The 21,998-nt window shown below is 53.3% G+C and carries 24 protein-coding genes and 1 pseudogene; 16 read left to right on the top strand and 9 right to left on the bottom strand.

Features of this window, described 5'->3' with window-relative positions; all coding sequences use genetic code 11:
• Positions 1-78: 78 nt before the first annotated feature.
• Complete coding sequence (locus ACRQ84_RS20825) at positions 79-558, bottom strand: Lrp/AsnC family transcriptional regulator (protein WP_064740101.1); 480 nt, start codon at positions 556-558, stop codon at positions 79-81.
• A 267-nt stretch (positions 559-825) separates the two neighbouring features.
• Here ACRQ84_RS20825 and ACRQ84_RS20830 point away from each other — a divergent pair, with 267 nt between their 5' ends.
• Complete coding sequence (locus tag ACRQ84_RS20830) at positions 826-1,248, top strand: DUF2000 domain-containing protein (RefSeq protein ID WP_483818477.1); 423 nt, start codon at positions 826-828, stop codon at positions 1,246-1,248.
• Here the strand turns inward: ACRQ84_RS20830 and ACRQ84_RS20835 are convergent.
• Positions 1,245-2,146, bottom strand: a pseudogene (locus ACRQ84_RS20835) (cupin domain-containing protein). The gene ACRQ84_RS20830 and the pseudogene ACRQ84_RS20835 sit on opposite strands and share 4 nt — an antisense overlap.
• 99 nt (positions 2,147-2,245) lie before the next feature.
• Between ACRQ84_RS20835 and ACRQ84_RS20840 the strand changes: the two are divergent.
• The 3 genes from ACRQ84_RS20840 (at position 2,246) to ACRQ84_RS20850 (ending at position 3,948) form a co-directional block, all read left to right on the top strand.
• Positions 2,246-2,992, top strand: a complete 747-nt coding sequence (locus ACRQ84_RS20840) for an SDR family oxidoreductase (protein ID WP_483818478.1) — start codon at positions 2,246-2,248, stop codon at positions 2,990-2,992.
• A 109-nt stretch (positions 2,993-3,101) separates the two neighbouring features.
• A complete protein-coding gene (locus ACRQ84_RS20845) occupies positions 3,102-3,566 on the top strand; it encodes a GNAT family N-acetyltransferase (protein ID WP_483818479.1) in 465 nt (154 codons plus the stop codon).
• Between the two features lie 10 nt (positions 3,567-3,576).
• The gene (locus ACRQ84_RS20850; RefSeq protein WP_483818480.1) at positions 3,577-3,948 is read left to right on the top strand and encodes a RidA family protein; all 372 of its coding nucleotides are present in this window, start codon (positions 3,577-3,579) and stop codon (positions 3,946-3,948) included.
• Here ACRQ84_RS20850 and ACRQ84_RS20855 read toward each other — a convergent pair.
• On the bottom strand, positions 3,935-4,357 hold the full coding sequence (locus tag ACRQ84_RS20855) for a nucleotide triphosphate diphosphatase NUDT15 (RefSeq protein WP_064740105.1): 423 nt from the start codon (positions 4,355-4,357) through the stop codon (positions 3,935-3,937). The genes ACRQ84_RS20850 and ACRQ84_RS20855 overlap by 14 nt on opposite strands.
• 87 nt (positions 4,358-4,444) lie before the next feature.
• Positions 4,445-5,593 (bottom strand): MFS transporter, encoded by a 1,149-nt coding sequence (locus tag ACRQ84_RS20860; protein WP_483818481.1) that lies wholly within the window; start codon positions 5,591-5,593, stop codon positions 4,445-4,447.
• 198 nt (positions 5,594-5,791) lie between these two features.
• Here ACRQ84_RS20860 and ACRQ84_RS20865 point away from each other — a divergent pair, with 198 nt between their 5' ends.
• Both ACRQ84_RS20865 and cybB read left to right on the top strand, forming a co-directional pair.
• Positions 5,792-6,286, top strand: coding sequence for a MarR family winged helix-turn-helix transcriptional regulator (locus tag ACRQ84_RS20865; protein ID WP_483818482.1), 495 nt, complete (start codon positions 5,792-5,794; stop codon positions 6,284-6,286).
• 90 nt (positions 6,287-6,376) lie between these two features.
• Entirely contained in the window at positions 6,377-6,916 is a 540-nt protein-coding gene (cybB, locus tag ACRQ84_RS20870; RefSeq protein ID WP_483818483.1) for a cytochrome b561, read from the top strand.
• A gap of 30 nt (positions 6,917-6,946) precedes the next feature.
• Here cybB and ACRQ84_RS20875 read toward each other — a convergent pair whose 3' ends face one another.
• Positions 6,947-7,300 carry an MmcQ/YjbR family DNA-binding protein gene (locus tag ACRQ84_RS20875; RefSeq protein WP_483818484.1) on the bottom strand — a complete coding sequence of 118 codons (354 nt, stop codon included), beginning with the start codon at positions 7,298-7,300 and terminating at the stop codon, positions 6,947-6,949.
• Positions 7,301-7,424: 124 nt separating this feature from the next.
• Between ACRQ84_RS20875 and ACRQ84_RS20880 the strand changes: the two genes are divergently transcribed.
• The 3 genes from ACRQ84_RS20880 to ACRQ84_RS20890 all read left to right on the top strand — a co-directional run bounded on the left by ACRQ84_RS20880 (position 7,425) and on the right by ACRQ84_RS20890 (position 11,242).
• Positions 7,425-8,540, top strand: coding sequence for a metallophosphoesterase (locus ACRQ84_RS20880; protein WP_483818485.1), 1,116 nt, complete (start codon positions 7,425-7,427; stop codon positions 8,538-8,540).
• Positions 8,541-8,833: 293 nt separating this feature from the next.
• Positions 8,834-10,012, top strand: a complete 1,179-nt coding sequence (locus ACRQ84_RS20885; protein ID WP_483818486.1) for an MFS transporter — start codon at positions 8,834-8,836, stop codon at positions 10,010-10,012.
• A gap of 123 nt (positions 10,013-10,135) precedes the next feature.
• Positions 10,136-11,242, top strand: a complete 1,107-nt coding sequence (locus tag ACRQ84_RS20890; protein WP_483818487.1) for an alkene reductase — start codon at positions 10,136-10,138, stop codon at positions 11,240-11,242.
• On the opposite strand, the gene ACRQ84_RS20895 is transcribed toward ACRQ84_RS20890, so the two are convergent.
• Complete coding sequence (locus ACRQ84_RS20895; protein ID WP_483818488.1) at positions 11,243-12,154, bottom strand: LysR family transcriptional regulator; 912 nt, start codon at positions 12,152-12,154, stop codon at positions 11,243-11,245.
• On the bottom strand, positions 12,151-12,903 hold the full coding sequence (locus tag ACRQ84_RS20900; RefSeq protein WP_483818489.1) for a hypothetical protein: 753 nt from the start codon (positions 12,901-12,903) through the stop codon (positions 12,151-12,153). The genes ACRQ84_RS20895 and ACRQ84_RS20900 overlap by 4 nt, the downstream gene beginning before the upstream one ends.
• A gap of 212 nt (positions 12,904-13,115) precedes the next feature.
• On the opposite strand from ACRQ84_RS20900, the gene ACRQ84_RS20905 reads away from it, so the two are divergent.
• From ACRQ84_RS20905 to ACRQ84_RS20920, 4 genes are read left to right on the top strand one after another with little or no spacing between them, the layout of a single operon-like run.
• Complete coding sequence (locus ACRQ84_RS20905) at positions 13,116-14,114, top strand: LLM class flavin-dependent oxidoreductase (RefSeq protein ID WP_483818490.1); 999 nt, start codon at positions 13,116-13,118, stop codon at positions 14,112-14,114.
• 9 nt (positions 14,115-14,123) lie between these two features.
• Positions 14,124-15,212: an alkene reductase gene (locus ACRQ84_RS20910; RefSeq protein ID WP_483818491.1), complete on the top strand. Its 1,089-nt coding sequence runs from the start codon at positions 14,124-14,126 to the stop codon at positions 15,210-15,212.
• 35 nt (positions 15,213-15,247) lie between these two features.
• Entirely contained in the window at positions 15,248-15,574 is a 327-nt protein-coding gene (locus ACRQ84_RS20915) for an EthD family reductase (RefSeq protein ID WP_064740117.1), read from the top strand.
• Positions 15,575-15,603: 29 nt separating this feature from the next.
• A complete protein-coding gene (locus tag ACRQ84_RS20920; RefSeq protein WP_483818492.1) occupies positions 15,604-16,557 on the top strand; it encodes a nuclear transport factor 2 family protein in 954 nt (317 codons plus the stop codon).
• Positions 16,558-16,663: 106 nt separating this feature from the next.
• Here ACRQ84_RS20920 and ACRQ84_RS20925 read toward each other — a convergent pair whose 3' ends face one another.
• Positions 16,664-17,284: a TetR/AcrR family transcriptional regulator gene (locus ACRQ84_RS20925; RefSeq protein WP_483818493.1), complete on the bottom strand. Its 621-nt coding sequence runs from the start codon at positions 17,282-17,284 to the stop codon at positions 16,664-16,666.
• Between the two features lie 140 nt (positions 17,285-17,424).
• On the opposite strand from ACRQ84_RS20925, the gene ACRQ84_RS20930 reads away from it, so the two are divergent.
• Positions 17,425-18,648: an MFS transporter gene (locus ACRQ84_RS20930; protein WP_483818516.1), complete on the top strand. Its 1,224-nt coding sequence runs from the start codon at positions 17,425-17,427 to the stop codon at positions 18,646-18,648.
• Between the two features lie 77 nt (positions 18,649-18,725).
• Here the strand turns inward: ACRQ84_RS20930 and ACRQ84_RS20935 are convergent, their stop codons facing one another.
• Entirely contained in the window at positions 18,726-19,562 is an 837-nt protein-coding gene (locus tag ACRQ84_RS20935; protein ID WP_483818494.1) for an alpha/beta fold hydrolase, read from the bottom strand.
• A 111-nt stretch (positions 19,563-19,673) separates the two neighbouring features.
• On the opposite strand from ACRQ84_RS20935, the gene ACRQ84_RS20940 reads away from it, so the two are divergent.
• Both ACRQ84_RS20940 and ACRQ84_RS20945 read left to right on the top strand, forming a co-directional pair.
• Complete coding sequence (locus ACRQ84_RS20940) at positions 19,674-20,669, top strand: GlxA family transcriptional regulator (RefSeq protein WP_483818495.1); 996 nt, start codon at positions 19,674-19,676, stop codon at positions 20,667-20,669.
• Between the two features lie 98 nt (positions 20,670-20,767).
• Complete coding sequence (locus ACRQ84_RS20945) at positions 20,768-21,985, top strand: MFS transporter (RefSeq protein ID WP_483818496.1); 1,218 nt, start codon at positions 20,768-20,770, stop codon at positions 21,983-21,985.
• Positions 21,986-21,998: the final 13 nt, after the last annotated feature.

Genomic DNA, 21,998 nt, shown 5'->3' on the forward strand with positions numbered 1-21,998 from the left:
GAATGAGTAAATTAAAATCTTTGAGAGACATTCATTTCATTCGGCTTTATGAACATGCGTTCAGAAATTTTCCAGAAGCTATTCATTAAGCATCTTTTTTTCCAAAGGCCAGGCCGCCAATCCTTTTATCTCTTTCAACACAAACATACTTTGCATCTCCTTTATCCCCGGCAGGCGGCGAATGACCGACATAGCAAATTCTGCATACGCATCCAAATCTGCTGCCACCACCTGTAATAAGAAATCCGCATCGCCGCCGATGCTGTAGCAGGACACCACATTATCCAGCGCCATCACTTTCTGTTCGAATTTTCGCGCTTCGGCTTCGCTGTGGCTATCAATGGTGACGCGTACAAACACCATCACATTAAGGCCAATCTTTTTTCGATTCAGTACAGCGCGATAGCCCTGAATCACTTCATCCTCTTCCAGCTTGCGCACTTTGCGCCAGGTTGGCGAGGCGGAGAGGCCAATTTCGTCAGCGAGATGTTGGTTGGTGATGCGCGCGTCCTGCTGCAACTGCTGGAGGATTTTGATATCTGTCTTGCTCAGAGTCATAAGCGGATAATTCTTTCCTTTAGGTAGTGATTAAGGGGGTTTTTATCCCTATTCCGCCACTTTTGCAACCTATTCAGAAAGCACTTTCCCTTGGGGATGCGGCATACTTTTCGTCTGATTATTGCCGTCAGAGTCATTGCGCGGATGTAGCCAGGTCGCCATGAATGGCGACCCTACGGCGTAGGGTGCGCATTTATGCGCACCGGAAATACCAGCGTCATTCGCAGAAGCGCGTACTTATAACCCACTCAAAGTGAAGCCTGAAGCATGAATTTCGACGCAAACACCCATCGCTGTACCATCGTGATCGATCAGCAATTGCCTGCAGGATTGGCAATGAACGCTGCTAGCGTTATCGGCATTAGTTTTGGAAAATTGATCGGGAATTTGGTGGGGCCGGATCAGCAAAGCCAGGATGGCGTTAATTATCCCGGCGTCATCTACGCGCCGCTGCCGGTGTTATTGGCGGACGGCAATTACCTGCGCGAATTACAGCAAATAAGCGTCGCGGATAGCGAAATCTTTGCGATGCCGTTTAGCGCGCTGGCGCAATCCTGCAAAACGTATAAAGAGTACGGCGAACGTATTGCTGACACGCACAGCGATCAGATTGAGTTGGTGGCAATCGGTTTGATCGGTCCAAAGAAAAAAATTACCCGTTTAACCGGTAATTTGAAACTTTATCGCTAACTATCCTCTTCAGCCGCAAACCACGCGGGTGACTGACCGACATAGCGGCTGAATGCCACGCTGAACGCGCTGGCGGAGCGATAGCCAACGCGCTCCGCCACTTCGGCCACCGCCATGCGTTTGCCACGCAGCAAATTTTTCGCCAGCGCCATGCGCCATGTAAGTAAATAGACCATCGGAGCAACGCCAACCGCTTCCCGGAAGCGCACAAAAAAGAAGAACGTGATAGCGCTGCGGCTTTCGCCAACTCGGCCACCGTCCAGTTGTGCGCCGGATTCGCGTGAATGGCGCGGATCGCCGCCGCCAGGCGCTCATCGGCTAACCCGCTCATCACGCCCGGACACGCATTGCAGATCGCTATCGATCGCAACGCTTCTATTAATAACAACTCCAGCAGGCGTTCCAGCACCACATGGCGCGCCGGACGCTGTGCCCGGCATTCGTCCATCACCAATTGCACCAGTGTGGTTAAGCGCGATTCGCCGCGAACATGAATGAACTGCGGCAGCAGCGAAACAATTAATCCGGCATCGGGCGCGCCGAACTGGCAAAAGCCAATGAGTGTTTGTACATCGGCGGGCTGTTGCTGATCGCCGATCCAGAATTCACCGGGCGCAAGCATGTGTGGCGTTGTTGCAGGCGCATCGGCGGCCGGCGGTTGGGCACTGGCCATGCTAAATTCACACGCCGCTGGGATCAGTACAAAATCGCCCTGCTCAAGCGAGATGGCTGGGTGCCCTTTCATCTTCAACTGGCTGCGCCCTTCCAGCACGACACAATAGAACGGCTGACCGGTTTCACTGCGATCCACCCGCCATTGGCCATTGGCGCGGGCGCGTTTGGAAAACGCCGCTTGCGGCTGCAGCAGCGACACCATTTCAGCTAAGGGATCGATCATTTGGACTCCTGCGAATGAAAGCCGGACGTTGTGTTGTAGTGAGTCCAGCTGGTTGACTCTATAGTGTTCGTCTACCCCAATGCAATGCAGGAGTGAAAGATGAAAACGATTCTGATCACCGGCTGTTCTTCTGGCTTTGGTTACGCCACCGCGCTCTATTTTCTGGAACGAGGCTGGAAAGTGATCGCCACCATGCGCAATCCGCGCGCCGATCTGTTCCCGGCGTCGGATAATCTTCGTCTACTGCCATTGGACGTTAGCGATGCCGTCAGCATTAAAAATGCCATTGCTGAAGCGGGCGACATTGATGTGCTGGTGAATAACGCCGGGATTGGCTTGCTGGCCTCGCTAGAAGGCACGCCAATATCGACGGTACGCGACGTGTTTGAAACTAACACGCTTGGCACCATCGCACTGTCGCAGGCTGTGCTGCCACAGTTCCGTGCTAAACAGAGCGGTACGATTATCAACGTGACCTCGACGGTAACGCTGAAACCTCTGCCGCTGCTGGCGGTGTATACCGCCAGCAAAGCGGCGGTAAATGCCTTTACCGAATCGCTGGCGCTGGAGCTTGAGCCGTTCAATATCAAAGTACGCCTGGTGCTGCCAGGCTTGGCGCCCACCACCGATTTTGGCAAGAACGCTACGCCGCGCATGGAGAACACGCAGCTTGAGCCCTATCAGCCGCTATTAGATGGCGTGTTTAACAGGATGCAACAACCGCAACCGACCACCAAAGCGCTTGATGTAGCCGAAGCGGTGTGGCAAGCGGCGACCAATCCCAATGCACCGATGCGCATTCCAGCCGGCGAAGATGCGGTGGCGCTGGCAAACGAAGTGGGCTAACGGTGAATTTCGGCGACTGCCATGGTGAAAAGCAACGGTAGTTTGCCTGGCAACATCAACGGCTAGCCGCTATGTTGTCACTCTCGTCTGCCACGTTTTAGGATTGGAAATGCACATTAGCCTGCTGGCGCAGCAGCCACAGTTTTTGGACGCGGTGACACGGATGCTGCATTGCGAATGGTCAGATTTACCCAACTGGCGCGATGCGGCGGTTATTCAGCAGCGTTTACAGGCGCGCAATGCTGATGAAATTCAGACCCTGACGTTGATTGCGACCTCGGCAGAAGGCGCATTGATGGCGACCGCCAGCATAATCCATTACGAACTTAACGATATCGCCGAGCGCGAGTTTTGGCTCGGCGAAGTCATTACTGCCGCAGAACATCGTGGCAAAGGGCTGGCGAGTGCTTTAGTGACGCGCGTCATTACCGAAGCGCGTCTGCGTGGGATTACCGCGCTGTGGCTGTATACGCCGGATCAACAAGCGCTCTATCGCCGCTTCGGCTGGCAGGATGTGGAGCAGCGTGAGATTGCTGATGAAGAAGTTACGGTGATGGTTCTTGAAATTGTTTAAAGAGAAACAGATGCTGATTCGTAAAAACTATCCGCAATTGGGTGAAGTCAAAGCGCCTTATGTGCATGCGGTAAAGCACAATGATACCTTGTATGTTTCTGGCTTGACCGCCTTCGGTACGCCAGCGCAGCAGGCCGATATCGCTACGCAAGCAGAAACCCTATTCCAGCAATTGCATACCATCGCGGCTGAGGAAAACAGTTCGCTGGAAAAGCTGATCAAGGTGACGATTTTCATCACCTCATTTGATGAAATCAACGCTTTACGCACCGTGCTATTTAAACACTATGGCGACCATCTTCCTGCCAGTTCGCTGGTACAAATCAGCCAACTTTTCTCGCCGGATTTAAAGATTGAGATTGAGGCGATTATCGCACTTTAGCTAGTGCCTGCAGCGCCGCCAATCCATCGCGCGCCATCCAGGTGCGCAGCGGCGCAAACAGCGGTTGCGGCAGATCCTCCGGCGCGAACCATTGCCAGCCGTGGCACTTTTCTGGCTCCATCAATTGCGGTTCGCCGATAACATCCTGCGCCACCATCAGCAGCGTTATGTAGTGCTTGTTGACCTCGGGAAACACATCGCTAACGAACGCACCGTTTTGCAGTTCGCCAAGCTGTAGGCCGGCTTCTTCCAGCACTTCTCGACGCGCACAGGCTTCCGGCGATTCGCCAAACTCCAGATGCCCGCCCGGCGCAGACCAGTCGCCCGCGCCGTGACTGCCTTTGCGTTGCCCCAGTAACAGTTTTCCGTTGCGGAAAATTAATACGCCGATCCCCACTTGTGGCGACATCGTTGCTCCTTTTTTGCCAGGCCGTCACACATGACGACCTTAGGTATAAAAATTGCCCCACGTTTTATCACATTCTCTGTCGGCGGTTTATCTTTGCGGTTTAAAACGCAGTGCCATCACCATCAGTAGCACAATACCCACGCTCATTATGATCCACGCACTATCCAGCGAGGCGGCGCGGTCACGTACAATGCCCGCGATCAGTGGCATCAACGCCGCCAGTAAATAACCGCCTCCCTGCACAAATGATAGCAATGCGCCCGCTTCTTCCGGCGTGTGCGCGTGATCGAGCGTAACGATAAGCGAGAGGGGAAACAGCGCGCCAATGCCCACTCCCAGTAGCAATGTGGGCAGCCACACCTGCGCGCCACCCAGCAGCAGCAAACTCATCAAGCCCAGCAAAATAAAAGTTAAAACCACCAGCAACGGACGGCGACGATCGCGGAAACGATGGATCAGCGCCGACAGGACAAATCCTGCGGCTACTTCCGTCAGCGTCAGCGCGCCCAGCACGTATCCGCTCTGCTCCGGTTGCCAACCGTGCTGCATATAAAACGGCGGCAGCCACGCCAGCACTAAGGTGTATGCACCGGTACCGATACCAAAGAAGATCATCAACAGCCACGCACGCGTGGAGCGCGTGGCGCGTGGCGGGTTTCTGCTTTGAATCGGCGCTACGCCGTGTGAAATCTTCAGCCATAACAACAGCGCGAGGACTGCAGGCACGACTGGAATCGCCAGCGTTAACGCTAAACCTTGCGTATTCGCCAATGGCGCCGCGCTGGCGGCGGCAATCGCTGCGCCCGCCATAATGCCGGTAGTAAACAGCGCCATCAGCGTGCCCGCTTTTTCACCGAAGTGACGTTTGATTTGCGCTGGCATCATTGCCTGAATTAACCCGATGCCGCCACCCGCCACCAGCGCACTGATAATCAACGCACCCGCGGATTGGTCGAATCCGCGCGCTACGCTCGCCAGCGCCAGCAACACTAATCCGGTAGCGATACCGCGCACTTCACCGAGCTGACGCAGCAGCAGCGGACCGGCCAGCGCCGCCAATCCCATCATGATTACCGGCAACGTGGTGAGCAGACTTAGCTGCGTCGCGTTGAGCTGCGCGTTGCGCTGCAGTAGCGGAAACAGCGGCCCCATCGCCGCCATAATTGGCCGTAAATTCAGGGCGATAATAAAAACCAGTAAGGCAAACATCCCAACCGCAGGTAAAGTACGATTCACAGAGCATCTCCAGACACATTGAAAGTGTCTTAACGTTAAGATACTTTTTGCAACAACAATAGCCCATGCGCACAAAGCAACAAATGGGAGATTCAATGCGCAAGAGATGATGGTGAAAATCAATGACCGTACACACCGTAGCAGCGCGATATATGGTGTGGGCAGAAATGCATCAACCAGGTTGTAAGGAGAAGGATATTGACGGATCACGTCGATTTTGTGGTGGAACAGTGGGCCAGCGCGATGCCGGAGTTGGATGCATCGTCAATGGCCGTTTTTGGTCGCATGCTGCGCATCATGAAGCATCTGGCGAAAGCCCGTGCTGAAGCACTGGCACCGTTTGGATTTCGCGATGGCGAATTTGATGTGCTTGCCACGCTGCGACGTGCGGGTGCGCCCTATCGCTTATCGCCCACGCAGCTGTATAAATCGTTGCTGGTGACATCGGGCGCGATGACCCATCGCCTCAATCGGCTGGAAGCCGTCGGTTCAATTGTGCGTGTCGCCGATCCCGAGGATAAGCGCAGCATGCTGGTGGCGCTTACCGATGCGGGATTAGCGAAGATCGAGCAAGCGCTGAGAGTGCATACGGAAACGCAAAACAACCTGCTGGCTGCGCTGGATGCCTCTCAGCAATTGCAGCTCAAAAGCTTATTGAGTCAATTGTTAGTGGCAAGTGAAACGGAAAAGTAAAAACGAGGTGACTAATGTGTCAAATAATGAATTAATTCAGCGCATTTTCCCTTAAAGTACGCATCCCGCCAGGCATTTTACGGATTAGAAATGAGCAATAAATACGCGCCATCGCAGATTTTTCTTCATTGGTTGACCTTTCTGTTAGTCGTTATTGCATATTGCACCATGGAATTCCGTGGATTGGCGACGCGCGGTTCGTGGCAAGGCTTTGCGATGATCATGAGTCACTTCAGCGCAGGAAGTTGTGTGCTGGTGATTATGCTGACACGCATCCTGCTGCGTTTTCGCCATAGCAGCCCGGCAATTTTGCCCAAACCACCGCACTGGCAAACCGGACTGGCGCATCTGATGCATCTGGCGATCTACGTGTTTTTCATCGTATTGCCGACGCTGGGGATTTTGTCACGCTTTTATATGGGCCGCACATGGTGGATCTTCGGCATTCCGATGCCGGTAAGTGGCGATCCCGATCCCGATTTCGCCGACATGATTGCGGACTGGCATGAAACACTCGCGCCTTATGGTTACTGGCTGATTGGCATTCATGCGGTTGCCGCGCTGGCGCACCATTATCTTTTCAAAGACAACACGTTACTGCGCATGATGCCATCGCGTCGCTCGCGTTGAGGCTAATAGTGACATTGTCACATAGGCTGACTAAAACGTCAGGTTAAAGCTGTCGTCAAGCAGCGCCAGAATCTCGCTATCCGGCAAGCCGTTTTCCAGCGTGATGCTCAGCCAGTGTTCTTTGTTCATGTGATAAGCCGGATAAACGCCGTGCTGTTGACGCAGCGATCCATTCAGTTCGGGCCGGGTTTTGATGTTCATCACCTCAATCACCGGTCCATCCGGCAGGCCGAGTTTGTGACTCTCCAGCGGAAACACCAGCGCAAACCATTTGCGGTGCCGTGGATGACGCAGCACCGCATATTCACTGAGCTTTTTCCACGGATAATCGGGCTCTATCTGATAATGCTGATTGATGTGATCGAACAACTGCTGGCGTTGCATGCATCCTCCTTGTTCGGCGGCGCGTAAAAAAAGCACACGCGAAGCCATAATTTTAAGCCGTTAAGACTACACTGCGTAGGGTATTTTTGCGCTGGTGTAGCGCCTTTAACCAGGGAAGTGAGTGATGTTTCATCTGATTTTTAGCATACCGAGCTGGTATGTGATCGTACGATTTTTATTCCCGTTAGCCATGCCATTGCTGTTAAAAATCATTCTGTCTTTACTGGTGTTACTGGCTTCGCAGTATCTGCTGGTGAGTCGATTTACATCAGGCAGCATGTTCTCCCCGGAAATGCCGCGCGCAATTGTCATCTTATTCAACTGGGGCTTCAGCGCCGTGTTGTTTCTTGCGCTGACGCAGTTGGTAATTGATGTGGTGGCGCTCGTTTCGTTGTTGTTCCGTCATCCGTTTGAAATCGTGCCTGCGGTTCGCTATGTAGCGGCGGCGTTTGCCATGATTCTGGCCACCGTCGGCGTTTATCAGGCCATCCGCGTTCCGCCGATTAAAGATGTGACGATTGAGATCGATAACCTTCCCCGCGCGTTTGAAGGCTATCAACTGTTACAGTTAACCGATATGCACATCACCAAACTCTTCAATGAGAAATGGACGCGCGCGCTGGTGCAAAAAGCCATGACGCTGGATGTCGATCTCATTCTGGTCACCGGCGATGTGATTGACGGCACGCTGCAGAATCGCCGTGCGGATGTTGAACCGCTGCGTGGGCTACATGCGCCGGATGGCGTTTTTGCTATCACCGGGAATCATGAGTATTTCTTCGAGCAGGAGCGCTGGACTGCGCATCTGGCGTCACTCGGCCTTGAGCCGCTACTTAATCGCCATACGGTCATTAAGCGCGATCAGGCTGAATTAGTGATTGCAGGCATGCCAGATACATCAGCGTCACGACGTGGTGCTGTCGGTCCGGATCTGGAGCAAACGCTGGCGGGCGCACCGGAAAATGCACCGATCATCTTGCTCGATCACCAGCCGCGTAACGCCCGGCAAAATGCGGTTAAGAAAATCGATCTGCAACTTTCCGGTCACACGCACGGCGGCCTGATTGTAGGTTTTGACCGACTGTTTGCGAAACCCAACGCGGGCTTTGTCTCGGGGCTTTATCAGGTGGGCGGCATGCAACTTTACGTCAACAATGGTACCGCGCTGTGGCCTGGCATGGCGGTACGTTTGGGCCGCCCCTCCGAGTTAACCCGCATTACGCTGCAGCGCAAACCCTAACGCTAATTTGCCCCCAAGAGAAAGAAGATCAACGCGCATTGGGGCATTTGCTCAATGCGCGCCTGCCTGAAAGGTTGCGTCAATATATCGAGTTTGATGAAACCTATCCTCTTATTAACAACCTTATTGACGAATCTATGTCTCCACTGAAACGTTTATAAGCGTATTTCCCCGCTGTGAAAACTTGGCGATGATGCGCTTCCGGAAAAATATACCGGTCATAACGCATAAAGGTCGTATTCCGCTCTTTGGCTTTCCTTTATTTCATTGCGATTTTTTCACAAGGGTATGCTATGCAAAATAAAATCTCACTGCTTTTACTGGCGCTGTCTGTTGCTGTTTTCGGGGTCATCACCACCGAAATTGCCATCATTGGTCTGTTGCCAAAACTCGTCTCCCAACTTCATGTCACGCCAACACAGGTGGGATTCCTCGTCAGTATTTACGCCATTATTGTGGCGGTGACTGGGCCGTTTATCACTTTAATGCTTTCAGGATTCAATAAGAAAACGGTGTTGCTCAGTATTCTGGTGGTATTTATTATTTCAAACCTGATATATGCCACTACTGATGTCTTCAACCTGATGCTGCTATTCCGTATTCTTCCTGCGCTGGCGCATGCGGTATTCTTTGCCGTTGCGCTGGTGGTGGCGGCTAATTCTGTTCCAAAAGAAAAAGCCGCTGGCGCTGCCGCCAAGGTCTTTGCTGGCGTGGCGATCGGTTTAGTATTGGGCGTACCGCTGAGTTCACTGATTGCCGATCACCTTTCACTGTCTGCGGCATTTTACTTTGGTGCGTTCGCCTGCGTGCTGGCGTTCATCGGCGTCATGGTCTTTATGCCATCCATGCCCGCCACCCATAAAGTCTCTTTTGCCAGCCAGGTTTCCGTATTACGTAATGGCAAACTGTGGCTGACGATCTCCACCGTCACGCTGGTGTTCGCGGCAATGTTCTCTGGGTTTAGCTATGTCGCTGATTATTTGGCGAGCGTGACACATCTCAGCAACAACGCCATTAGCGCGATGCTTATCCTGTTCGGCATTTGTGGTTTCACCGGCAACTTTGTGTTCAGCAGTTTTCTGCAGAAGAGCGTGGTGAAAACCACATACGCCTATCCGCTGTTGTTTACCGTGGTCTTTCTGCTGGTGTGGTTCCTCGGCTTTTCTCCATTGGCAATGTGTTTGCTGACCGTGTTCTGGGGCGCATTCCACTCCTCCGGCTTGGTTGTCAGCCAAACCTGGCTAATGCGCGAGGCCAGCGAAGCGCCAGAATTTGCCAACAGTCTTTATATGTCGTTCTCGAACCTTGGCATTACTATTGGTTCGCTAACCGGCGGTTGGTTTATCGCTCAACTCGGCACGCACTCGGTGGTACTTAGTAGCGTACTTTTTGCCCTCCTGGCGTTCATCAGCATCGCGGTGAAGCACCGTTCTGACACCAAATCGACGCAGCTTCGCGCAGAACGAGCTTGATGCACAACAGTAAATCGGCAGTTTAAAGTAGAATTTATGGAACATCTGTTCGGAATAGACAGGTGTTCTCTTACCCTCTCCTGACCCTCATCATGAGGGTGCATTTACTTAAAGGAGCAAAATATGGACAAGTTGTTTACCTCATACACGTTAGGAGACATCACACTGAAAAACCGCGTTGTGATGGCACCGATGACGCGATCCCGCGCCCGCGCGGGAGATACCGCCGATGCATTAACGGCGAAGTACTATCAACAGCGCGCCTCTGCGGGCCTGATCATCACCGAAGGGGCACAGATTTCCGTTCAGGGTCAGGGATATCTGTTTACGCCGGGAATTTATAATGATGAGCAAGTACAGGGTTGGCAAAAAACGACCCGGGAAGTCCATGCGGCTGGCGGCAAAATTTACATTCAGCTCTGGCATGTTGGTCGCATCTCTCATACCAGCCTGCAACAGGACGGTCAGGCTCCCGTCAGTTCGGTAGCCGTCAGGGCGGAAAATTCAACCTGCTACGCCCGGGATGAACAGGGCAATCCAGGCCCGGTACCGGTTTCAACTCCGCGCGCGCTTACCCGTGATGAAATTCAGTTAGTGATTCAGGACTATGTCAACGCAGCGAAAAACGCTATTCGTGCGGGATTTGACGGTGTTGAAATTCATGCGGCTAATGGCTATTTGCTGGAGCAGTTCATCAATGGTGGCTTAAATACCCGCAATGACGAATACGGCGGAGCAGATTATCAGCATCGCCTGCGGTTTGTTTTGGAAGTGACCGACGCTATCGCACAAGCGATTGGCGCAGGCAAAACCGGTATTCGACTGGCGCCATTTGGACGTCTTTTTGATATGCACGAATTTGCCGGTGAGGAAGAAACATGGCTGCAACTGGCCAGAGAGCTGGGGCAGCGTTCGCTTTCATATGTGCATCTGAGCGATCAGCAAACGTTGGGAGAGCAGGCTATTCCCGCTGGGTTTATAGATAAATTCCGCGCCGCCTACGAAGGTACCCTCATCATCGCCGGTGGCTTTGATAAAACGCTGGCCGAAACCTATCTGCGCCAGGGCAAAGCCGATCTGATTGCATTTGGTCGCCCGTACATTGCTAATCCAGACCTGGTAGAACGCATGGCGAATAACTGGCCACTGAATGACGTTAACAGAGCCACCATGTACGGTGGCTCTGAGGAAGGTTATACCGATTATCCTGCCTATTCTGAACAAGCGTAATCAGTCAAGCGCGCCCTCTTCTGCTGCCTGAATCAACGTATCCACTACGTAACGGATCTTAGGCAGCAGTTGACGGCTCTTGGGCCAGAGGGCACTTATTGGCATCTCTCCCCCCGAGTTAAGAGGCAGAACCTCTCGCAACGCTCCACTTTCCAGATGTTGACCCACCAACCACAATGGCAGCTGTGACAAGCCGCAACCTGCCAACGTAGCGGCAAGCATCGCATCGCCGTCGGCAAATTCATGCGTCGGCGGGGGTGTAAAACGGGTTATCACGCCTTCGTCATCCCGCAGCAGCCAGGAAATGGGCTGATTGCGACGAAATCCCACAACGCACTGATGCTCACTCAACTCATCGGCGGTAACGGGTTCACCATGATAAAGCAGATAATCTGGCGAGGCGCATATCACCAGCTTTTGCGTGGTCAGTCTTCTGGCAACCAGCCCACTGCTATCAGCCAGCTCACCGATGCGAATGACCAGATCAATACCTTCTTCGATGAGATCGACAAATCGCTCACTAAAAGTAACCGTCAGCGCAAGCTCGGGGTATTTTCGCGTGATTTGTAGCAGGACAGGCAATATGCGCTGGCGGCCAAAGGCCGCAGGCAAATCGACCCGCAGCCTTCCTGCCGGCTGACAAATATGTGAAGTCAGTTCCGCTTCTGCTTGCTCAAGAATATCGATGGCACTTTGGCAGCTAGTGAGAAAACGCTCACCGTCGGGGGTCAGACTCAGTCTGCGCGTCGAACGCTGAAACAGTTTGAGGCCAAGGCGATCCTCAAGCCGGCTGACGCTTTTGCCAACGGCGGATTTAGTCAGTCCCAATCGCTCAGCTGCAGCAGTAAAACTGCCTTGCTGCGCGGTTGTCACAAATGCGGTGATTCCACCTAAATGATCGGTTTTTCTCATGATTTGCTGAGTGAACGTTCAGATATTGTAGCGCGCAGTATAGTCATATAACGCCCCGCCGACTCAATTAACGTCAGCGCGAGCGTGTTCTGCATTCCGTTGGATGAAATAAGGAATTCACATATTGACTGCTTCGGATCAAAGCTCAGCAATTTTAATATGCCGATTTCTTCATCCCATTTAAGGGTTTTTATCATAGCTGTGGTCTGCTGATCGGCTTCTGCTGACACTAATTCGGCAATGCCCTTTGGGTCAGAAATGATTAACTGGCTGAAACGTGCAATAAACGAACGAAGTCGATTTACAGCAAATGAATCATGAAACACCGGATCTGGATTGGGGAAACGGGGTGTTTTTTGAATGAATGTAAATGTCGCATTGTGCCGTTCATCAAATTTCACCCTTGTTCTGTATTCCGATAAGGCGCCACCCACCTCCTGATTAGCGTCAATTCTCTGATAACTAATATTCATATTAACGTCGGCTTGGTTATCAGCCCTGTTAATCACATCAATATTACGGATGAAGTGCGAACCCTTTTCATAAGGTAAATTACGCAGCCACTGTTTTATTTCCTCTTTTCCCTGGGCAAGTAGGTGCGTGCCTGCATGCGTCAGGATGACATCTTCGGAAAAGAGAGCGCTGTGCTGATCAAGTGCCTCAGTCTCTCCTTCAAAGAAGGAAAACCAGCGGTATGCAATATCACAGGCTGCATGATATTGGGCTTTGATTATCTGTTCATCTGTCATCGATATTCCCATCGCGTAGAGTAAGTGACATGCGGATTATCCGCTTGTCAGGATGACGTTAAGATACCGCTAACCTTCCCGTTTAATTGTGGAATTTATGTCTACACAGATGCGCACTTAACCGGATTTATCATCTCCTAAAAAACAATCATAGTGATTTCCAGGTTTACTGTTTCGCCTCAAAACTGATTACCGAGGCCGAGGAAATGACTATGAAAGACACTTACATCCCCCTGTCATTGCTGGATTTGGCTCCCATTACAGAGGGCAACAATCTTAGCGATGCAATCAGCAACAGTGTTCGTCTTGCTAAAGCGGCCGAAGAGGCGGGCTATCATCGCTTCTGGATGGCTGAACACCACAATATGGTCGATATTGCCAGTGCCGCTACTACGGTAATTCTGAGTCACATCGGTGCCAAAACTGACAAAATTCGTATTGGCTCGGGCGGCATTATGTTGCCTAACCACGCCCCACTGGTGGTTGCGGAACAGTTCGGCACGCTTGAAACGCTTTACCCAGGCCGAGTCGATCTGGGACTGGGCCGGGCGCCGGGCACCGATCAGGAAACCCTTCAGGCTTTACGCCGCGAAAGCCGCGCGAAGGGACTCGACTTCCCCGAAATGCTGGACGAGTTGCAGCATTACCTGGCGCCTTCTCGCCCTGGTCAGCGCGTCACCGCGGTTCCGGGTGCTGGACTCAATATCCCACTCTGGTTGCTGGGCTCCAGCACCTTCAGCGCACAACTGGCAGCAATGAAAGGCCTGCCACTGGTGTTCGCCTCGCACTTTGCACCCGACGCGATGCTGGCGGCGATTGATACTTACCGCTCCGGCTTCAGGCCGTCTGCAACCCTCGCCGAACCTTATGTCATGGTGTGCGTTAACGTGGTTGCGGCTGACACTCAGCAGGAAGCCGATCGACTTGCAACCACTGAATTGCAGAAATTCGTCAATCTGGGGCGTGGCGTTGAGGTGAAACTTCCCAAGCCGGTTGATGACATGAATGCGTTGTGGCACCCCATTGAGGCACAACGCGTGCTGAGTCAGTTGCGCGAGTCGATCTGGGGTAAACCCGAGACGGTACGCGAAAGCCTTACGGATCTGGTGCGCCGCACCGGGGCAGATGAAATTATGGTGAACTCCTGGATCCATGACGCTGACGCGCGAATTCGTTCCCATCAGCTGATTGCTGAATGCTGGAAACGGTAAGGAGGCAATATGAAACAGCTTTTTGCCCGTCATCAGCTCGGGAATATTCAGCTCAACAATCGCTTCGTGATGGCGCCCATGACCCGTTCGCGCGCCAGCGATGAACATGCCGATGAGCTGACCACTCTTTATTATGCGCAGCGCGCCAGCGCCGGGCTGATCGTTTCCGAAGGTCTGCCCGTTTCACGTGAAGGGATGGGGTATCTTTTTACACCCGGCATTTATCTCGACAGCCAGGTGACAGCATGGCAGCCGGTTACGGATGCCGTGCATGCGCGGGGAGGTAAAATCTTTGCTCAGCTCTGGCATGTTGGCCGCGTGTCACATACCAGCCTGCAATCAGCGGGGCAAGATCCCGTTAGCGCTGTCGCTATTCAGGGCGGCAATGCGTTTGCCTGGGATCAAAATGGTCAGGCAGCAACGGTAACCGCCAGCAAACCGCGAGCACTTAAGACGGATGAAATTGCCCGTGTAATTAACGATTTTCGTCGTGCGGCAGCAAACGCCATGGCGGCGGGATTCGACGGTGTCGAAATTCATGCGGCAAATGGCTATCTCATCGAGCAGTTTATCAACCCCATATTTAATACCCGCACCGACCTCTACGGTGGTGCCACGCTTGAGAACCGAACTCGCCTGCTGCTGGACATTACCGATGCGGTTATTGCTGAGATCGGTGCCGGACGTACCGGCGTACGTCTCTCACCCTGCAATCAGTTGCAGGACATGCCGTCATATAACCAGACATCAGAAACCTATCTGCACATAGGCCGACAGCTTAATCGTCGTGATATTGCCTATGTTCATCTGATGGCTCAGGGGCCAGTGATGTTCAACGGCCTGCTACGAGAGTTCAGACACACCTGGCGTGGCACCTTGATTCTCGCAGGCGGTCTGACAGCCACCCAAGCCGAAAGCCTGATTAAAGATGGTCTAACCGATCTCGCGGCCTTTGGCAGTCCCTTTATTGCCAATCCTGATTTAGTGGATCGGATCAGAAACGGTTGGCCGCTGACGATGGCGAAAAAGAGCTCGTATTACGGTGGTGGTGCCGACGGTTACACCGACTACCCGTTTTATGGCGAAGACCATGCCTGAATGCAGGCTTACTGAAAAAACAAGCGGAGATCGATATGACAACGGTAAAAGGCTTTAAGCATGTGGGTTTTATTACCCGGAAGAAGGGACAGCGTTTCGAAGATTTCGTCAAACACTGGGATGAAGTCCATACCGAAATTGCCCTGCGTTTACCAGGATTGCGTGGTTATGTGCTCAATCCTATTGATCGCGAACGTTATCCTGACTCGCCCGTCGATGGGTTTTCAGAACTGTGGTTCGACTCCCTTGAAGATGCTATGGCTGCGTTTAGTTCACCGACCGGCGTTGAGGCCTATGATGATGTGCCCAATTTTGCCGATCACGTAGCCGTCACTTACATCACTGAAATCAAAAAACGTTGAGTCTTCCGGACACCAATCAGAGTGAATATATGAACCAGATAATAAGCCGCGCTAAAGCGCTTGGCTTCCTTGACGCGTTTCGTCGCAGTTGGGAAACCGGCGATTGGCAGGACGCCTCACGCTTCCTGTCCGCTTCTGTCACGCTCAGAAGTAGCCATAAAGGCACATTGAAAGGTGATGAAACCGTTATCGCGGCATTTCGTGAAGATACGGATTCTGGTCAGCATCGCAATCTTGTCACCTCGAATTATTATGCTGCCGATAATGGTCAGGGTATGGCGATGGTCAGCGCCTACCTCTACGGAGAGGTCGCGTCAGATATAAAGTCTACCCCAGCCGCGCTTTTTGGTGCCGTTGTCCGTCTAACGCTAAATTTAATCGATAGTGAGTGGAAAGTGACGGAAGTGCTGGTCAATATCAGCTGGGTAGAAGGAGACCGTCACGCCCTATCCGGCTGGACGCTTCCGCCAGGTCAGCAAGGTTGGCGGCCGGGTGATGTACCGCCGGTGTTGGTCAGTGAACTTGATTCACCCTGGGCCTGTATACCGCATAACCAGATTGTTTCCACAGTAGAAGAGCAGATTGAAGAGGCTTACTCTCGCTACTCATGGGGTATCGATCAGAATGATTTTGGCCAATTTCGCACATGTTACACCTGGGATGCTAAAGGGGAATTTCCGCCTTTAGGGCCGCTGAGCGGACACCACAATATTGTCGGCTCGCTAAAGGAATTTCGACGTCACTGGCCGTGGATGCAGCATTACGGTGTAGCGCTTAAAATCACAGTAGGTTCAGACGGTGAAAGCGCCGAGATGTGGACTGGCCGCTTGATACCCGGACAGATCAAAAATCAACAGGGCGAATGGATGTACGGAGCGCATTATCGTATTGAGCTTCGTAAAGAGGAGGGATACTGGAAGTTCTCCTGGAGCGAATATGTTCCGGGTTGGTTTTCTGAAAATACCCTGCCGTTCAACGCATAACATGCTGATTAGAAAAACTCTCTTTCAGCACGATGCAGATGAATGAGAAATTCTCTTTGGCCCAAAATGGCATTGTTCACTTTACCGATAGGTGAACAATGCCAGATTACTCCCCTGGCAGCGCACGCGACGCATCCCACAATCGCATCATCTGCGCGATTCCCCGCTCAATCTCCGCGAGGGGAACGTCATCACGCGCCAGCGTTGAGATGCCCAGCATAAAACTGTTAAAGCTCACCGCCAGGGAACGCGTCTCCTCATCATTCCTCAACTCTCCGCTGTTGATACCTCTCTGCACGCAATGCTTGATGCCTTCACGGGTGCGCGTTCGTGATGCCTCAAGCGGTTTAAGTACGTGGCGGTTTTCATCGGAGCAGGACGACATCACGCTGAGCGCTACCATGCAGCCGCGCGGATGCGAAGGATCGTACTGCATTCTGGCGGAATTGAGCAGCGCAGTCTCCAACGCCTGACGTGCTGGCAAGCGGGTATCCCACAAAGCTTCCGTAACCTGAGCATGCGTTTGCAAATAACAGCTCACCGCTTCAGCAAAAAGCGCCTCTTTCGATCCAAATGCGGCGTAAAAGCTTGGCGCGGTGATCCCCTTGCCTATCGAGGCTTTGAGTTGCGCCAGCGAGGTTGATTCGTAGCCATTTTCCCAGAAAAGGTGCATGGCGTTGATGACCGCTTCATCCCGGTCAAATTGTCTTGGTCTGCCTGTTCTCATCTTCACCTCCTCCGCTATTTATACTAATCGATACAGAATTCATTGACAACGCATGGTTCGCCTCCGCAATATAAATACCGATCAGTATATATATCGGCGCCACGCTATGGCGACGCTACCCATCTCAGAAAGGTTTAATGATGAAATCACAGTTTAAAAATGGCGAGGCGCAACAACTGCCCGTGTTGGCGCTGCTAGCCCTGGCAATGGCAGGTTTTATCTGCATCCTGACGGAAACCATCCCGGCTGGCTTGCTGCCGCAAATCAGCCAAGGCCTGGCTATTTCACCCTCGCTGGCTGGCCAGTTAGTGACAGCTTATGCCGCTGGTTCACTGCTGGCGGCAATTCCTCTGACATTGATGACCCGAACCTGGTCGCGTCGGAGTGTGCTGTTAAGTACGGTGTGCGGATTTCTGGTTTTTAACACGCTCACAGCCGTGTCCTCCCATATTGGCATTATTTTGACCGCGAGATTTTTGGCGGGTGCTTCCGCAGGTTTGGCATGGAGTCTGATTGCGGGTTATGCGCGAAGAATGGTGATTCCGTCACTGCAGGGACGCGCATTAGCGCTCGCCATGGTAGGAACGCCCATCGCCCTTTCCCTCGGCGTACCCGCAGGTACCTGGATGGGATCGTTACTGGGATGGCGCCTGACGTTTGCCGTCATGTCCGGACTTTCTATCATCCTTATTGGCTGGATTCTGTTGGCCGTACCGAATTACCCCGGTCAATCCGCCACGCAAAAAATGCCGCTCGGCGCGGTATTGCGGATCCCGGGCGTCAGTGCCGTGCTCGGCGTGGTGCTGACATGGATGATGGCGCATAACATTCTTTATACCTACATCGCGCCATTCATTGCTTCAGCCGGTCTGGCGGATCGCGTGGATAGCGTGCTGCTGATTTTTGGTATTGCGGCATTGGGCGGCATATTCATTACCGGCAAGATCATCGATACGCATCTGCGCAAAGCGGTGCTGCTTTCTCTGGCAATTTTTGCTGCGGTGTCGGTCGTTTTTGGATTACGTACGCCAACACCCGCCGTCATCTACGCGGGAATTGCCGTTTGGGGCGTGACGTTTGGGGGGGCTGCAACGCTGCTGCAAACGGCTTTAGCCGATGCAGCCGGTGACTATGCCGATGTGGCGCTGTCGATGAATGTTGTCACCTGGAACAGTGCCATCGCCCTCGGCGGTGTGACAGGCGGATTGCTGCTGCAGCATGCCGGTTCCCAATCCTTCCCGTGGGCGATTCTGATATTGCTGTTGGTGGCGCTGGCCACGGCGGCGTGTGCAAAGCGGGGTTTCCCGGCAGTCAACAGCCGAGCCAAAACCGCGCTCAGCCCGGCCAGCGAGATTGACAGATAATCGACTTCACGCCAGCGGCCGAAACCAGCCACAACGTTAAAAAGCCGGACAGCATGTCCGGCTCATCAAGCTGCTATTCAGGATTTCGCAAACGCCAGCAGATCAGGGTTAATTTGCTCAGGATGGGTGGCGAACATACCGTGCGACAAGCCAGGATAGGTTTTCAGGGTGCCATGTTTCAGCAGTTTGATCGCCTTATGTGCCGAGTCATCAATCGGAACCACCTGATCGTCTTCCCCGTGCAGCACCAACACCGGTACCGTAATCGCGGTTAAATCGTCGGTAAAGTCGGTTTCAGAGAAGGCAGTAATACAGTCGTATTGCGCTTTAGCCCCGCCCGCCATGCCCTGACGCCACCAGTTATCGATCAAACCCTGGCTGACTTTTGCACCGGGACGGTTAAATCCATAAAACGGGCCCGCTGGCACATCGATAAAGAGCTGCGCGCGGTTGGCTGCCAGTGCAGAACGGAAGCCGTCAAATACCGATTTTGGTAAACCTTCCGGATTCGCGGCGGTTTGCAGCATGATGGGTGGTACTGCGCCCATTAATACTGCTTTCGCCACCCGGCCTTGCTCAGCCTGCGCCACATAACGCGCCACTTCACCGCCGCCGGTTGAGTGGCCGATATGGATAGCGTTGCGCAGATCCAACGCTTTAGCGAGTTCTGCCACATCGGCGGCGTAAGTGGTCATATCGTTGCCGCTATCGGTTTGATCTGAACGACCATGTCCACGACGGTCATGAGCGATAACGCGGTAACCTTCCGCCAGGAAGAACAACATTTGGTTGTCCCAGTCATCGGCGCTTAATGGCCAGCCGTGGTGAAACACGATCGGTTGGGCGTTTTTTGGACCCCAGTCTTTGTAGAAAATCCGGGTACCGTCTTGTGTAGTGATGATGCCGTTGCTCATATGTGTGTCCTCTGAATGGGATGGTTTATGTTCGATGGGCTTATTGTCAGGGAAAGCGACAGCCGCTAACATTGTCATATATGACACATTAAGGGCCGTAAGTGACAATTCATGGAAACTGCAAAAAATAACGTTGTGGCGGAGATTGGCTTAGTGATCTATCCCGATTGCCAGCTCGCGGCGATCTATGGCTTAACCGATATGTTCCGTATTGCCGCTGAATGGGCGGAGAATATTTCCGGAGAGGAGCGCAAGCGGGCCATTCGGGTATCGCATTGGCAGATCGATCCCCACAGCGAAAAAATGACCTGCGTCTGGGATAGCCATCCCGCTACGCCACATCGATTAAGCTACGTGATTGCGCCGCCAAGTCTAGTGGTGCCGGCGAAAATGGTGCCGATGAAGGTGCCCGCCCATTGGATGAGCGAACTTTATGATCAAGGCGTCACGCTCTGTTCGGTCTGCGCCGGTGCCTTTGTACTGGCAGAAACCGGCCTGATCGATCACCGTCGCGCCACGACGCACTGGGCGTTTGCGCAGACGCTGTCGGAACGTTTTCCTGCGGTCGAGGTAGCGGTGGACAATATGGTGATCGACGATGGCGATATAATTACCGCCGGAGGGATTCTGGCGTGGACCGATTTGGGGTTAACGCTGATTGAAAAGGTTCTGGGTACCGGCACCATGCTGGCGACCTCGCGCTTTTTGCTGATCGATCCGCCGCGACGCGAGCAAAGCACCTACTCCGCGTTTATCCCCAATTTCGATCATGGCGACGCCCAGATACTGCGCGCGCAGCATCATCTTCATGCCCATGTTGCTGAACAGCACAGCATTGACACCATGTCGGCGCTGGCGAACATGACACCACGTACTTTTCTGCGCCATTTCCAGAAAGCCACCGGCTTGCGGCCAACAGATTACCTGCAGCAGGTACGCATCATGAAAGCCCGCGATGCGCTGGAGTTGAGCAGTCGTTCTGTCGATCACATCGCGTGGGAAATCGGCTACAGCGATCCTTCCGCCTTTCGCAAAATTTTCCGCAAACTCACCGGCGTCACGCCCGGACAGTACCGCCAGCGTTTTGGCACCCGTCACAATGATTAACAAGGTTTACTGCGCGTCACAACAGGCAAACCGACGTTTTCCTGCCATGATTATCGTCGTCCCGTTCCGCGCGCTTCACTTAATCATTGAGGATTGCTATGCCACTGCGTTCGCTTCAGGCTTTGTGTCTGGTTAACTTTTTTATGGCTGACGTACGAGATGGTCTCGGGCCTTTTCTGGGCATATTTCTGACGGAACGGCACTGGAATGCCGGAGATATTGGTTGGGTCATGACCGCGGGTGGCCTGGCGGGGCTTGTTGCCACCTTACCGGCGGGTTTAGCCACGGACGCCACGCGTCATAAACGATCGCTACTGATCATCGGTTCAATCCTGATCACGCTTTCCACCTTGCTGCTTTGGTATTTCCAACAGAGTTGGATCGTCGTTTTATCGCAGATTGTGACCGGCCTTTCAGCCGCCCTCATCGCGCCAGTATTGACCGGGATCACCCTCGGCTTAGCAGGACCTCAAGGGTTTGGTCATCAAATGGGGAGAAATGAAGCCTTCAATCACGGTGGAAATATGACGGCCGCGATCATTGCTGGCGCTTCAGTGTGGTATTGGGGAACGGGTGCGGTGTTTGTATTGATGACCACGATGGCGCTTTGCGCGGGTGCAGCCGTATTGGCTATTCACCATAACGATATCGACAATCTCGCGGCGCGCGGGCTTTCTGGGCCGGAATCGGCCGGTAACGTTCCGCGTCTTTACCAGATTGCCCGCGAACCTGCGATCATCGTCGCGGGGGTAACGTTATTGCTCTTTCATCTGGGCAATGCTGCGCTGTTACCCATGCTGAGCCTGCGTGTTGCGGCGGCACATAACGGTGCCATCAGTCCGGGGCTTTACGCTGCCGCCACCGTGGTTATTTCACAATGCGTAATGATCCCCGTGGCGCTGTATGCCGCACGCCGTGCAGCGCGCTTCGGCTATCCGGCACTGATTACCGCCGCGCTGCTGGTGCTGCCGGTTCGCGCGGTGATCGCCTCAGCCTTTGACGGCGCTTATTTCATGATTCCGGTACAAGTGCTTGATGGCCTGGCGGCGGGTCTGCTGGGCGTGGCGGTGCCCGGTTATATCGTGAAAGTTCTTCAGGGCAGCGGCCATACGAATGCCGGTCAGGGTTTTATTATGCTGATGCAGGGCGTCGGCGCGGCAATGAGTCCTGCGTTAGCGGGAAACATTGCCGCAGCCTACTCCTATCAAAGTGCGTTTGCGGTGCTGGGCGCGATCGCGCTAGCGGCGCTGATCATTTGGTGGATCGGCAGCCGTTATTCAGCAAAGAGAGGTGTGCCACGTTCAGCGCGTTCATAGCTGATCCGTGGCC

The organism is Pantoea sp. E2023-21, from assembly GCF_051302795.1.
Taxonomy (GTDB): Bacteria; Pseudomonadota; Gammaproteobacteria; order Enterobacterales; family Enterobacteriaceae; genus Pantoea; species Pantoea ludwigii_A.

Excerpts from the sequence above, each read along its gene's own strand:
- ACRQ84_RS20825 (WP_064740101.1), bottom strand. The coding sequence starts at position 558 with ATGACTCTGAGCAAGACAGATATCAAAATCCTCCAGCAGTTGCAGCAG.
- ACRQ84_RS20830 (WP_483818477.1), top strand. The coding sequence starts at position 826 with ATGAATTTCGACGCAAACACCCATCGCTGTACCATCGTGATCGATCAG.
- ACRQ84_RS20840 (WP_483818478.1), top strand. The coding sequence starts at position 2,246 with ATGAAAACGATTCTGATCACCGGCTGTTCTTCTGGCTTTGGTTACGCC.
- ACRQ84_RS20845 (WP_483818479.1), top strand. The coding sequence starts at position 3,102 with ATGCACATTAGCCTGCTGGCGCAGCAGCCACAGTTTTTGGACGCGGTG.
- ACRQ84_RS20850 (WP_483818480.1), top strand. The coding sequence starts at position 3,577 with ATGCTGATTCGTAAAAACTATCCGCAATTGGGTGAAGTCAAAGCGCCT.
- ACRQ84_RS20855 (WP_064740105.1), bottom strand. The coding sequence starts at position 4,357 with ATGTCGCCACAAGTGGGGATCGGCGTATTAATTTTCCGCAACGGAAAA.
- cybB (WP_483818483.1), top strand. The coding sequence starts at position 6,377 with ATGAGCAATAAATACGCGCCATCGCAGATTTTTCTTCATTGGTTGACC.
- ACRQ84_RS20875 (WP_483818484.1), bottom strand. The coding sequence starts at position 7,300 with ATGCAACGCCAGCAGTTGTTCGATCACATCAATCAGCATTATCAGATA.
- ACRQ84_RS20880 (WP_483818485.1), top strand. The coding sequence starts at position 7,425 with ATGTTTCATCTGATTTTTAGCATACCGAGCTGGTATGTGATCGTACGA.
- ACRQ84_RS20885 (WP_483818486.1), top strand. The coding sequence starts at position 8,834 with ATGCAAAATAAAATCTCACTGCTTTTACTGGCGCTGTCTGTTGCTGTT.
- ACRQ84_RS20890 (WP_483818487.1), top strand. The coding sequence starts at position 10,136 with ATGGACAAGTTGTTTACCTCATACACGTTAGGAGACATCACACTGAAA.
- ACRQ84_RS20895 (WP_483818488.1), bottom strand. The coding sequence starts at position 12,154 with ATGAGAAAAACCGATCATTTAGGTGGAATCACCGCATTTGTGACAACC.
- ACRQ84_RS20900 (WP_483818489.1), bottom strand. The coding sequence starts at position 12,903 with ATGACAGATGAACAGATAATCAAAGCCCAATATCATGCAGCCTGTGAT.
- ACRQ84_RS20905 (WP_483818490.1), top strand. The coding sequence starts at position 13,116 with ATGAAAGACACTTACATCCCCCTGTCATTGCTGGATTTGGCTCCCATT.
- ACRQ84_RS20910 (WP_483818491.1), top strand. The coding sequence starts at position 14,124 with ATGAAACAGCTTTTTGCCCGTCATCAGCTCGGGAATATTCAGCTCAAC.
- ACRQ84_RS20915 (WP_064740117.1), top strand. The coding sequence starts at position 15,248 with ATGACAACGGTAAAAGGCTTTAAGCATGTGGGTTTTATTACCCGGAAG.
- ACRQ84_RS20920 (WP_483818492.1), top strand. The coding sequence starts at position 15,604 with ATGAACCAGATAATAAGCCGCGCTAAAGCGCTTGGCTTCCTTGACGCG.
- ACRQ84_RS20925 (WP_483818493.1), bottom strand. The coding sequence starts at position 17,284 with ATGAGAACAGGCAGACCAAGACAATTTGACCGGGATGAAGCGGTCATC.
- ACRQ84_RS20930 (WP_483818516.1), top strand. The coding sequence starts at position 17,425 with ATGAAATCACAGTTTAAAAATGGCGAGGCGCAACAACTGCCCGTGTTG.
- ACRQ84_RS20935 (WP_483818494.1), bottom strand. The coding sequence starts at position 19,562 with ATGAGCAACGGCATCATCACTACACAAGACGGTACCCGGATTTTCTAC.
- ACRQ84_RS20940 (WP_483818495.1), top strand. The coding sequence starts at position 19,674 with ATGGAAACTGCAAAAAATAACGTTGTGGCGGAGATTGGCTTAGTGATC.
- ACRQ84_RS20945 (WP_483818496.1), top strand. The coding sequence starts at position 20,768 with ATGCCACTGCGTTCGCTTCAGGCTTTGTGTCTGGTTAACTTTTTTATG.